10 protein-coding genes and 1 tRNA gene are annotated in these 11,386 nt (G+C 53.9%); 9 read left to right on the plus strand and 2 right to left on the minus strand.

The features are described from left to right. Positions 1-24: 24 nt before the first annotated feature. The 9 genes from minD (at position 25) to ychF (ending at position 6,355) form a co-directional block, all read left to right on the plus strand. Positions 25-834, plus strand: coding sequence for a septum site-determining protein MinD (gene minD / locus BLV85_RS06700; RefSeq protein WP_090413545.1), 810 nt, complete (start codon positions 25-27; stop codon positions 832-834). Further along, entirely contained in the window at positions 834-1,127 is a 294-nt protein-coding gene (minE, locus tag BLV85_RS06705) for a cell division topological specificity factor MinE (protein WP_090413547.1), read from the plus strand. The genes minD and minE overlap by 1 nt, the downstream gene beginning before the upstream one ends. Then, positions 1,096-1,851, plus strand: coding sequence for a lipoprotein insertase outer membrane protein LolB (gene lolB / locus BLV85_RS06710; RefSeq protein ID WP_245725112.1), 756 nt, complete (start codon positions 1,096-1,098; stop codon positions 1,849-1,851). Before minE ends, lolB begins: the two co-directional genes overlap by 32 nt. Before the next feature lie 17 nt (positions 1,852-1,868). Further along, the gene (gene ispE / locus BLV85_RS06715) at positions 1,869-2,702 is read left to right on the plus strand and encodes a 4-(cytidine 5'-diphospho)-2-C-methyl-D-erythritol kinase (RefSeq protein WP_090413548.1); all 834 of its coding nucleotides are present in this window, start codon (positions 1,869-1,871) and stop codon (positions 2,700-2,702) included. A 12-nt stretch (positions 2,703-2,714) separates the two neighbouring features. After that, positions 2,715-2,789: transfer RNA gene (locus tag BLV85_RS06720), tRNA-Gln, on the plus strand. A 95-nt stretch (positions 2,790-2,884) separates the two neighbouring features. Next, positions 2,885-3,835: a ribose-phosphate pyrophosphokinase gene (locus BLV85_RS06725; protein ID WP_090413549.1), complete on the plus strand. Its 951-nt coding sequence runs from the start codon at positions 2,885-2,887 to the stop codon at positions 3,833-3,835. A 57-nt stretch (positions 3,836-3,892) separates the two neighbouring features. Continuing rightward, positions 3,893-4,501, plus strand: a complete 609-nt coding sequence (locus tag BLV85_RS06730; RefSeq protein WP_090413551.1) for a 50S ribosomal protein L25/general stress protein Ctc — start codon at positions 3,893-3,895, stop codon at positions 4,499-4,501. Positions 4,502-4,606: 105 nt separating this feature from the next. After that, the gene (pth, locus tag BLV85_RS06735) at positions 4,607-5,194 is read left to right on the plus strand and encodes an aminoacyl-tRNA hydrolase (RefSeq protein ID WP_090413552.1); all 588 of its coding nucleotides are present in this window, start codon (positions 4,607-4,609) and stop codon (positions 5,192-5,194) included. A 66-nt stretch (positions 5,195-5,260) separates the two neighbouring features. Continuing rightward, entirely contained in the window at positions 5,261-6,355 is a 1,095-nt protein-coding gene (ychF, locus tag BLV85_RS06740; RefSeq protein ID WP_090413554.1) for a redox-regulated ATPase YchF, read from the plus strand. 713 nt (positions 6,356-7,068) lie between these two features. On the opposite strand, the gene BLV85_RS06750 is transcribed toward ychF, so the two are convergent. Beyond that, complete coding sequence (locus tag BLV85_RS06750) at positions 7,069-8,505, minus strand: DUF4139 domain-containing protein (RefSeq protein WP_090413557.1); 1,437 nt, start codon at positions 8,503-8,505, stop codon at positions 7,069-7,071. A gap of 349 nt (positions 8,506-8,854) precedes the next feature. Further along, entirely contained in the window at positions 8,855-11,149 is a 2,295-nt protein-coding gene (locus tag BLV85_RS06755; protein WP_090413560.1) for a coiled-coil domain-containing protein, read from the minus strand. Positions 11,150-11,386 lie beyond the last annotated feature (237 nt).

The raw sequence follows: 11,386 nt of genomic DNA on the forward strand, positions 1-11,386 counted from the left end.
CTATTTCTGGGAAAGGAGATTCAATTGGCAAGAATCATCGTTGTAACATCGGGTAAGGGTGGGGTCGGAAAAACCACGACCAGCGCGGCTATCGCCATGGGGCTGGCTAAAAGGGGACATAAGACCGCTGTCATCGATTTCGATGTCGGATTGCGCAATCTCGATTTGATCATGGGATGTGAGCGCCGGGTGGTGTATGATTTTGTTAATGTCATCAATGGCGAGGCAAATCTCAACCAGGCTCTGATCCGGGACAAGAATTGTAACCAGCTCTATATCCTGCCTGCCTCACAGACTCGCGATAAGGATGCATTGACCCTGGAAGGTGTTGGCCGGGTGCTGGAAGAGCTTTCCAAGGATTTCAAGTACATTGTTTGTGATTCGCCAGCCGGTATTGAGAAGGGTGCCAACTTGGCCATGTATTACGCAGACGACGCATTTGTGGTGACGAATCCGGAAGTGTCGTCGGTCCGGGACTCGGATCGCATGTTGGGAATCCTGGCAAGCAAGTCGCGCCGGGCTGAGCTGCGCATGGATCCGATCAAGGAGTTTTTGTTGTTGACGCGTTATGACCCAAGCCGCGTCGAATCGGGTGAAATGCTGAGCCTGGAGGATGTGCAGGAAATACTGTCCCTGCATTTGCTGGGCATCATACCGGAATCGAAATCGGTGCTGAATGCTTCCAATGCCGGAATTCCGGTGATTCTGGACGAGAAAAGTGATGCCGGTCAGGCTTACGCAGATGTCGTGGCACGATACCTCGGCGAAAAAAGACCGCACCGTTTTGTTGAAAATAAAAAGGGGTTCCTCAGAAAGCTGTTCGGAGGTAAATAATGAGCTTACTGGATTATTTTAGATCATCTAAATCTAAAACCGCTTCCGTCGCAAAAGAAAGGCTGCAAATCCTCGTTGCACATGAGCGCTATTATCGCAATAAACCGTCCTATTTGCCGCAGCTGCAAGAAGAATTGATGCAGGTGATTCGGAAATATGTCGAGGTGGACCAGGATGCGATCTCCGTCAAATTCGAGCAGGATGATAATCAGGAAACACTCGAATTGAATATTGTGTTGCCGGATGCGCAACATACCCGTAATGCCGCGACCGAAGCGGGAAATGCGCTTTAACCGGCAACCATCCTGGCTTATTGATATCATAGATAAGTTGTTCGCAGGGCACGCAGCGATCGCCAAGCTGTCCAGCATGCACGGTTTCTGTGCCGAAAAGATCTGGCGTATTCAGCAGTGGTTATGCGTATGCCTGATACTGACCAGCTGTGCCGGACCGGAGATTCGTCCTGCTGCCATCACTGCGACCATCATTCCGCCTGCTTTCGAGCAGCAAGAATCGATGGATCGTTTTTTTATGTTGGTTGGCCGGCTGGCGGTGAAAACCGATCAGCAGAAATTCTCGGGCAGTGTACGTTGGCGGCATACGGCACATGAGGATGAAATTTATTTGTTCTCTCCACTAGGTCAGGTAGTCGCCGAAATTTATCGCGATCGAACCGGCGTGCGCTTGACGACATCCGAACCGGCAATTTATCGCGCGGCTACGGCAGAGCAGCTCACGGCACAGGTGTTGGGTTGGGAGCTGCCGCTTGCCGGCTTGCGATATTGGGTGCGTGGCCGGCATTTTCCGATGACAGTGGCCGAGAAGGATACCGATCGCGATCACCGTACCGTCGCGATCCGCCAGGATGGCTGGCAGATCGCCTATTTGGATTATTATCCGGAACAGGCAGCGCAATCCGCTTTGCCGCGATTGCTGGAATTCACCCGTGCGGATATGAAAATGAAACTGGTCGTCGATCAATGGCAGAATGAACACGCCACACGCCCAGCAAAATAAAAAACAGTGAACGTGCTATGCATACATTTCCAGCTCCAGCCAAGCTCAACTTGTTCCTGCACGTGATTGGACGCCGCGACGATGGTTACCACCTGCTGCAAACGGTTTTTCGTTTTATCGATTACGCGGATCAGCTGACTTTTACTGTCAGGGATGATGGGCTGATCAAGTTAACCAATCCCATGCCCGGTCTGCCCGACCAGGATAATTTATGCGTGCGTGCAGCCAAGCTGCTGCAGGAGCGGAGCGGCTGTCCCCTGGGCGTCGACATTCATCTGGAGAAGCGGATTCCGATGGGTGGCGGACTGGGCGGCGGAAGCTCTGATGCCGCGACGACATTGATCGCCTTGAATCGGTTATGGAAGATTGGCTGGGACAGGGAACATTTGATGACGCTCGGATTGGAATTGGGCGCCGATGTGCCGATATTTGTTTACGGCCGAAATGCGTTTGCCGAAGGAATCGGCGAAATATTCACGCCTGTAGACCTGCCTTCCTGTTGGTATCTGGTACTGACTCCACCTGTGCATGTCTCCACAGTCGAGGTTTTTTCGAGTCGGGAGTTGACACGCGACACAATTCCGATCAAAATGGCGGCCTTTTCCACCGGACAGGGACATAACGATCTTGAACCGGTCGTCGCGCGGATGCAACCGGTAGTTGCCAGCTGGCTGGCGTGGTTAAGGCAGCGACGTGGTGCGACGAAAGTTGCAATGAGTGGATCAGGGTCGTGTATATTTGCAGAGTTTCCTGACGAGCCCAGTGCGCGGGAAGCATGCATGCAGATGCCCAGCGAGATGAGTGGTTTTGTCGTGCAGGGACTTGCAAGTCATCCATTGTCGGATTTTTAGGAAAATTTATATTGGGGAGTCGCCAAGTGGTAAGGCACCGGATTTTGATTCCGGCATTCGTAGGTTCGATCCCTACCTCCCCAGCCAGATCTCAGTAGTAATCTGTCAGCAGCAAATGCTGGCGTTATGCAACCGATTATATCGACCTGCACTGTTTTTTTATCCCGGGGTAATAGTTATTCATGGCTTACGACAGCTTGATGGTGTTTACCGGCACGGCCAACCCACAGCTCGCGCAGGATGTGGTCAAGCATCTGAGCATCAATCTTGGACGTGCGAAAGTTGCACGTTTCAGCGATGGTGAGATCATGGTGGAGATACTCGAGAACGTGCGGGGAAACGATGTTTTCGTGCTGCAATCCACCTGTGCGCCCACCAACGAAAGCCTCATGGAGATATTGGTAATCGTGGATGCCTTGAAGCGCGCCTCGGCCGGTCGTGTGACAGCGGCCATTCCCTATTTTGGCTACGCGCGGCAAGACAGGCGGCCGCGTTCGGCGCGTGTCGCCATCACGGCCAAAGTGGTCGCGAACATGCTGACCAGTGTCGGCGTGGATAGACTGCTTACCATGGATTTACATTCCGACCAGATCCAGGGATTTTTCGATATCCCCGTGGACAATATCTACGGCATGCCGATTCTGCTCGGTGATATCTGGAAGCATAACTATGAAAATTTAATCGTGGTGTCGCCCGATGTAGGCGGGGTGGTGAGAGCGCGCCATATGGCCAAGCGTCTGGAGTGCGATCTGGCAATTATCGATAAACGGCGTCCCAAACCGAATGAATCCATAGTGATGAACATCATCGGTGAAGTCAAAGGCCGTACCTGCGTCATCATTGATGATATGGTGGATACCGCCAACACCTTGTGCGAAGCTGCAGCAGCCTTGAAAGAGGAGGGGGCGTTGAGCGTGATTGCCTATGCGACGCATCCGGTGCTGTCAGGCAACGCAGTGACACGAATTGAGAATTCCAGTCTGGATAAGCTGGTTGTCACCGATACAATTCCCTTGAGTGAAGAAGCGGCAAACTGTGACCGTATCAGTCAGCTGAGCGTGGCTAGCTTGTTCGGTGAGTCAATGCTCAGAATAAGCAATGAAAGCTCGTTGAGTTCATTGTTCATGGAATAAACCTATATGATTTCTTGATTCATCCGGTGGCGGATGAATCATTTTCAGGAGAACGCAATGCAAATCGAAATAAGTGCCAATAAGCGGACGTTAGAGGGAACCGGAGCAAGTCGCCGCATGCGCGCGGCAGGCAGGCTGCCCGGGGTCGTATACGGAGGGGATGGCGCTGCCCAGCCGATCGAATTGGATCACAAGGATCTGTTTTATAAATTAAAAATGGAAGCCTTTCACGCATCCATTTTGACTCTCAATGTTGACGGTCAATCCGAGCAGGTATTGTTGCGGGACGTGCAAATGCATCCGTACAAGCAACAAGTGCTGCATGTCGACTTCCAGCGGGTCAATCAGAACCAGAAAATCCATATGAAAGTGCCGCTGCATTTCATCAATGGCGATATCGCTCCCGGTGTGAAATTGTCTGGCGGCATGATCAGCCATGTGCTGAACGAAATCGATATCTCCTGCTTGCCCAAGGATCTGCCTGAGTTCATCACTGTCGATTTGTCAGACATGACCGCGGGCAGCACTTTGCATTTCAGCGATCTGCAATTGCCCGAGCGGGTCGAAATTCCAGCCCTGATCAAGGGTGACGATCAGCCAGTCGCCTCCCTCATCGCGCCACGTGGTGGTGCCGCAGCCGGCGAATCGGAATCCGAATCCGCCTAAACCGTTTAAGCTCCCGGAGAAGACTGGCCTGGCCGATCATCCGGGAGTGCCGCAAGTTCAAGTCACGCTTTATCCAGTCATTTATTGCCAAGGTCGAATCAGGTAGTGGAATCACCCATCAGAATTGTGGTTGGACTTGGCAATCCAGGCGAAAAATACGCGGCCACCCGCCACAATGTCGGCTTTCATTGGCTAGACCAGTTGGCCGACACCTTGCATGCATCGTTCAGAGTGGAAGCCAAATTTCATGGGCTCTGCGCGCGTGCAACCCAGGACGATACTGAATGCTGGCTACTCAAACCACAGACCTACATGAATGCCAGCGGTCTGGCCGTGGCAGCCATCTGCCGGTTTTACAAGATAGCGCCTGAACAAGTCTTGATTGTGCATGACGAACTGGATCTGGAACCGGGGATTGTCAAGCTGAAATCAGGTGGCGGGGCAGGCGGACATAACGGCCTCAAAAGCATTATCGCTCAGCTATCAAGCCAGTCTTTCTGGCGTTTGCGGATCGGTGTCGGTCATCCCGGAAACAAGCATGCGGTTGTGGATTATGTTCTGCACCCTCCCAGGAAGGAAGAAGCGTCACACATCGAGCAGGCTATCGATCGCAGCATGCGGGTATGGCCACTCATAGCCAAGGGCGATCTGGCGGCAGCCATGCACCAATTACATACCCGGTGTGACAAGTAGCGTGCGCGGTTGCCCAACCGTTTCTAACTTCCTACTATTTCCTAAAATATTGATGAGAATCCGATCATGAGCTTGAAGTGCGGGATCGTAGGCTTGCCAAATGTGGGCAAGTCCACGTTGTTTAATGCGTTGACCAAAGCCGGCATTGCGGCCGAGAACTATCCCTTCTGTACGATTGACCCCAATGTTGGCATAGTCGAAGTGCCCGATCCGCGCCTTGCCGGCCTGAGCGAAATTGTCAACCCACAGAAAGTGCAACCGGCAACCGTAGAGTTTGTCGATATCGCTGGACTCGTGGCTGGTGCCTCCAGGGGCGAAGGTTTGGGCAATAAATTTCTGGCCAATATCCGCGAGACCGATGGCATTGTGCATATGGTCCGTTGTTTCGCGGATGATAACGTCGTGCATGTTGCTGGCCAAGTGGATCCCCTGTCGGATATGGAGGTGATTCAGACCGAGCTGGCATTGGCAGATCTGGCGACAGTGGAAAAGGCGATGCAGCGTGAAGCCAAGCTGGCAAAATCTTCGGGCAACAAAGAAAGCGTGCGTTTGCTGGCGATATTGGAGAAACTGCATGCGCACCTAGACCAGGGCCATCCTGCCCGCAGCCTCGAGCTTGAAAGCGCTGAACAGGCACTGCTGAAGCCACTTTGTTTGTTGACCGCCAAACCTGTTATCTATGTGGCCAACGTCGCGGACCAGGGCTTTGCAGATAACCCCATGCTGGACAGAATCCAAAAGCAGGCCAAACAGGAGGCAGCGCCCGTGGTGGTGATTTGTGCCGCCCTCGAGGCCGAGATTGCGGATCTCTCCGATGAAGACAAGCAGATCTTTCTCGCGGATATCGGACTGCAAGAACCTGGTTTGAATCGCCTGATTCGCGCGGCCTATCAAATACTGGGACTCCAGACCTATTTCACGGCCGGCGTCAAGGAAGTCCGGGCCTGGACCATTCGCAGCGGCTCAACCGCTCCCCAGGCTGCTGGCGTCATCCATACCGATTTCGAGAAAGGCTTTATACGCGCCGAAGTCATCGCCTATGACGATTTTGTCGCCTACCGGGGAGAGCAAAAGGCCAAAGAGGCCGGAAGAATGCGCCTCGAAGGTAAGGAATATATCGTCCAGGATGGCGATGTAATGCATTTCCGTTTCAATGTTTGAGCCGAGGCGGGTGTGCTTGAATTTTTTTAGGGCTGCTGAAAAGTCCTGAAAACAGGATGTTTCGGGATGTGCCCATGGGGAGTCAGGGGCCGGTCAAGACCATACCTTCCAGCCGGCTTTCATCGAGAATTTCCAGCAACAGAAGTAGACGCTGTTTCTCTGTTGGAAGCTGGAAGGGAATTTGCATGATCATCTTGCGCATATCATCCTCCTTTGGCATGAGGGCTTCATTTTTGTGCAGAGCATGAGGAATATGCGAGCCCTTTCTTCCTGCAATCGTTTTAGCAACGATATGATAGTCCTTGCCTATCAGGCAATACGCATGGCAAACCCAGTTAAATCGTTTACAGCTATGGCCAAATAATGCCGGCTAATTGATGAGGCCGGTATCATCCAGATAAATTTCCTCTCGGTGATATCCAATGTTGAGTAGAATGGATTATCGTCTATGGCAGAACAAGACTTGACCCCTTGTGATTTTGTGAGTTGCAGCAGTGGTACGGCAATCCAGCCCCTGGCTGGCATCAACTGGCTTTGATGCTGGCTGCCTTGCCAGGCAGGTAGGGGTGATTGCCGATATTTTTGGAAAAAGCAGTGCGTATTGACACGCATGCTGCTGCTGTATGATCTGTCTCCAGCTGTTTGCAAACAGCTTCTGAGTTGGGGTAGAGCCCGGATACCTCAGGTGGCCGAGACGCTAACTGCCCCTCCTTTCAATATTTGACCCGAACCCGGTAGGTCAGCTCGGTTTCCTGGTTGGCGGGGACGGTGACTTGCCATTCGGCCAGGTTAGCGCTCGGCTTGGTGTGGGGCAGGGATTCAGCGAGCATTGTCCAGTCGCCGGGTATGGGCTCTTGCAGGCGGACGGTGACGGCTTCCCGGTGGGCATTGCGGATTGCGATCCGGTAAGCGGATTCAGCCACGTTCTGGGGTGTGGTGGTAAGTCGCTGGAAATCGGTCTGGATTTTATCGGCAGTGATGTCGAAAGCGCTACCCAGCTTCAAGCGTACCTGATCGTTTTTGGCGGTATGGTCGATGCGGTCTTCGCCGACGAATTGCGTATGGCCTTGTGTATCGTGTTTGTAGACACGTACAACGCCTCTGGGCAGTGGCACGCCCAGCCCTTCGCCCTGGTTGTCAAATTGAATATACACAGCAGGCTTGAGTTGGCGGCCGATTTCACCGACCTTGCCGGCATAGTAATGACTCGCGCCGTGCAGCAGAAATTCTTTGTGGAGGGGGATGGCGGTTGCCGACATCAGGGCGACCTGCTTGGTCTGATTGTCTGCCAGGGTGGTTGGGGCTGACAGGGTGTAGAGATGGTATTCAAATAAAGCTTCTTCCCGCATTTGCGGCAAGTCCGCCGCCTCGGCTGCCATGGCCATCATTTTTCTGCTGTAGCGTGTTTCAGGCTGGACCAGGTGCACATCTCCGGCAACCAGTTGCATGCGGGCGTTGCGGTAAGCGATGCCGCTGCGGTTTACCAGGGTGACCAGTCCATTGAGATCGAGCTGGCTGTCATCGGCATTGAGTTCAGCGACATAATCCGCCTGCCAGGAGAGGCCGGCTGTCAGATAAGAGAGTTCCAGCTGATGTTTGCCGGCCCGCGGGTTGACCAGTGCGAGCGTAAGGGTAGGCCGGTCGCGCAGTTGATCGGGCACACCGGGAAAGGCGATTCGACCGGGGGTGCCGGTTTCGATACGATCTTCGAACTGCAGTACGATGCCTTCATTGGTGGAGAGCACGACGGCGGATTCGCTGGTTTCAACCCCTGTGGCGGGATTGGTGTGAAGTATGGTGACCGTGCGGCCAAGATACTTTTCCAGCAGTTTGTGGGGCGTGAGCAGGTCAAAATCGAAATTTTGTTCAAGTAACCGGAATCCCGTGGGCTGCTGCAAATTGCGCAGTAACGCAGTTTCGGGACGGATGCGGGCAGAGACCTCGCGCCAGGCAAGGTGGTTCATACCTTTGTTCAGCGGGATGTCGCGCAGTTCCTTGATCAGTGCCAAGTCTTCATTGTAGATTGTCACCGAAACTTGCTTTTGATCGTGTACGGTTGTGACTTTTTCTTCCGGCTGGTTGGCAAATCCATGGAATGGCATGGACCATAGCATCAGCATCAGGGAAGAGGCGCATAGAGTTTTCAGCATATTGTGTCTCCTGGGGGTTGGGAGGGTGTGTGCTGGGTGAGAACGCGTGAATATGGCCCGCGCAGGCTCCCGAAAATACTATAAAGATGTATCGGTACGCTATCTGGGATCGGTTACCCTGGATTCTCAGTTGGACAGGCTTGACAGCCGTGCACTTTGGCTCGTGGCGTCGCCAGCAGTCAGGTAACGTAAAAATAACAACTTATGCTGTGGATAACAATCCATTCGTTATAAAAATTGCAATCAGCCGAGGATACCGGCGTTGCTGCTAGGAGGCTGTCCGAGAATAGCGTAGCGAGGGCTCAGCCAGCTTCATCCGTAGTAGATCAGTCTATTTTTGGACAACCTCCTAGGCTGCGCCCATCCTGTTTGCTGACAACTCGTCCAGCATTGACTCGGCTTCCAGATCATCCGCAAGCGGCTGGTTGCCATCTTGCTTGTAGTGCATTCTGGATGTGCGGGGTGCGGCAGGAGCGTCTGGTGTCCGGATGTTATCAAATTGATCGAACGTGTCTGGAGACGGGCTATCATCAGGTTTGAATGACGCATGCACTGCGGTTTCTAGTGCATCGGTGATGGCCGGCGTGGGTGCGAAACCAGGTTCGATCTCGGAGTTGTGATAGGCCGCTGTCTGTCCAGATTCAGCCAGGGCTGTGATATCTTCTTGATAGGCAAGCATTGGTGTTGCGACCTGCCAATCGTCTGAGTCGGCCTGTTCTGGTGCGGCCATTGAGGGTTCATATTCGCCGGAGGGATTCAAATCAAGGTGTCCATCATCCTCAACTTCTTCCTGTACGGGTGCGGCCTCACCGGGATGCTGCTGGATAATGCTGGTGATCGCGATTTCTTCCCGGATTGTGTTCGATGCCTGGGCAATGGCGGTTTCCTCAGCCCGGGTGCGTGCGAGCGCCGCTTCCATGGCCATGGTCTCGACAGCTTCCCGTGCAATCGCCCGTTCGATGGCGAGTGCTTCCTGCTCAATTTTCGCTTGCAGCGCCGCCAGGGCCGAAGTTTCCGCCTGTGCCCGGCCCAAAGTCGTAATTGCTGCGATTTCAGCCATGCGTAGTTTCTCTTCCATCTTGACCGCGATGAGCGTGCGATTCTGGGCGATAGCGGCTGCAAGTTCAGTCAGTTTGCGTTCTGTCTCCAGCCGTGTTGCATGGGCAGCTTTGGCCAGCTGGATGGCGTCCAGCCTTTTCTTCTTGTCTGCGAGCAGACATGCTTCCGATTCTGCCAGTGCGCGTGCTTCTTGTTCCGCCCGGGCGTTCAGGGCGACGCGTTCTTCTGCCAGCGTGGTTGCCTGCAATTCCGCTGCAATTTTCGCTTCTGCGGATTTCCTGGCGGCAGCCTCGGCAATGGCGCGCGCGCGCGATTGCTGGATTGCTGCTTCCTCGGCTGCAATGCGTTCTTTAACTGCCTCAGCCGCGGCATGCTCCGCTAATAATTTTGCATTAAGCGTGACGATTTCCTGCTGCTCTATTTGTGCGCGGGCTTCCGCAGCCAGACGGGCCTCGGTTTCTGCCGCGATGCGTTGGCGTGTCTCTTCCAGTAATTGGTTATCCGCTCTGGCGCGCTCGGCAATCGCCTGAGACATTTCTTGTTCAGTCTGTGCGGCCAGCTGAGCCTGTACTTCGGCCTGCCGCTCTGCTTCGACCCTGGCCAGTCCGGCTGCGGCCGCTTCAGATTCGGCATGCGCGCGCGACTCGGCGGCCTGTCTGGCGGCCAGATCGATTTCTTGCCGGGTTTCTGCTGCGCGGATTGCTTGTTCTTCGGCTGCCAATTTTTCCTGCAGCGCCTGATTCGCTCGGGCTTCCGCTTCCAGCCGCACCCGCTCTTGCTGCGCCAGCAGGGCGGCCGCTTCCTTGCGCTGGCTGATTTCATCCAGTGCTTGCTGTTCCGCTTCAGCCTTGGCATGCGCCAAGGCGAGTATCTCTTCGTTTTCTTCCATCCTGGCTTGGGCCAGGGCAATTGCCCGGGTTTCGGCTTCGGCTGTGGAAACTGCCATCATGTGCGCTTGTTGCGCAACTTTTCTGTTGGCAATAGCCGCCTGGATTGCTTTTTCTTCTGCGATTTCCTTCTCTTGCGTTTGTGCGAGCAGCATCGCCTCTTCCTGAGCGCGTTGGTGGGATTTCTCTGCGATCACGGATTCCGCATGCACCCTGGCGCGTAGGGTGGCGACGATTTCTTTTTCTGCTTTGGCGCCGGCCTCTATTGTTTGGCGCAGTTTTGCTTCCAATTCCTGGCGTGCCTGAGCTTCGCGCTTGGCCAGGGTCTCAGCTCGAATGCGTGCTTTGGCTTCTTCGGTGGCGACTGTATCGGCTTTGATTCTTGCCTCGGCAGCCAATCTGGCGCTGGTTTCCGCCCGGGCGCGTGCTTCGGCTGTCACGCGTGCTTTGGCCTCGCATTCGAGTCGCTGCCTGGCTTCATGGATGGCGATGTTTTCGGCATCCAGTCCCGATGGATGATCGTTGTCCATTGGGAATTGATGACAAGCCTCTTCGGCAGAATGAGGTTCGTGCACAACAGCTTCACGAGACAGCGTGCCGTCAGAATTGAAGTCAAATATGCCGCTATCTGCCCGATGCGCTTCTTCTGGCAATGGCGAAATATTCAATATCGATCTGAAGCGAGATTTGAATGACATGGTAATTGCTGGGCTCCAAAAATAATGGACAATATTCACATCGGAATTTGTCCGGACTAGGAGGCTGTCCGAGAATAGCGATCGTAGCGGGGGCGAAGCTGGCTGAGCGGGATTCCTCGATCATTTGAGGCGAATAGTTGTACGCTGTTTGTCAAGGTAGTTGTCGTGTTCATCTACACGGCGACCTTTAAGTCACCCCCGTCCTTCTCTGGGTTCAGCCAGACTTGCTCTGGTAGA

This window comes from Nitrosomonas halophila, assembly GCF_900107165.1.
Classification (GTDB): domain Bacteria; phylum Pseudomonadota; class Gammaproteobacteria; order Burkholderiales; family Nitrosomonadaceae; genus Nitrosomonas; species Nitrosomonas halophila.

Bases quoted from the DNA above. Each gene is read 5' to 3' on its own strand.
- BLV85_RS06730 (WP_090413551.1), top strand. From the start codon at position 3,893: ATGCAAATCGAAATAAGTGCCAATAAGCGGACGTTAGAGGGAACCGGA.
- lolB (WP_245725112.1), top strand. From the start codon at position 1,096: ATGCCGCGACCGAAGCGGGAAATGCGCTTTAACCGGCAACCATCCTGG.
- BLV85_RS06725 (WP_090413549.1), top strand. From the start codon at position 2,885: ATGGCTTACGACAGCTTGATGGTGTTTACCGGCACGGCCAACCCACAG.
- minE (WP_090413547.1), top strand. From the start codon at position 834: ATGAGCTTACTGGATTATTTTAGATCATCTAAATCTAAAACCGCTTCC.
- ispE (WP_090413548.1), top strand. From the start codon at position 1,869: ATGCATACATTTCCAGCTCCAGCCAAGCTCAACTTGTTCCTGCACGTG.
- BLV85_RS06755 (WP_090413560.1), bottom strand. From the start codon at position 11,149: ATGTCATTCAAATCTCGCTTCAGATCGATATTGAATATTTCGCCATTG.
- BLV85_RS06750 (WP_090413557.1), bottom strand. From the start codon at position 8,505: ATGCTGAAAACTCTATGCGCCTCTTCCCTGATGCTGATGCTATGGTCC.
- ychF (WP_090413554.1), top strand. From the start codon at position 5,261: ATGAGCTTGAAGTGCGGGATCGTAGGCTTGCCAAATGTGGGCAAGTCC.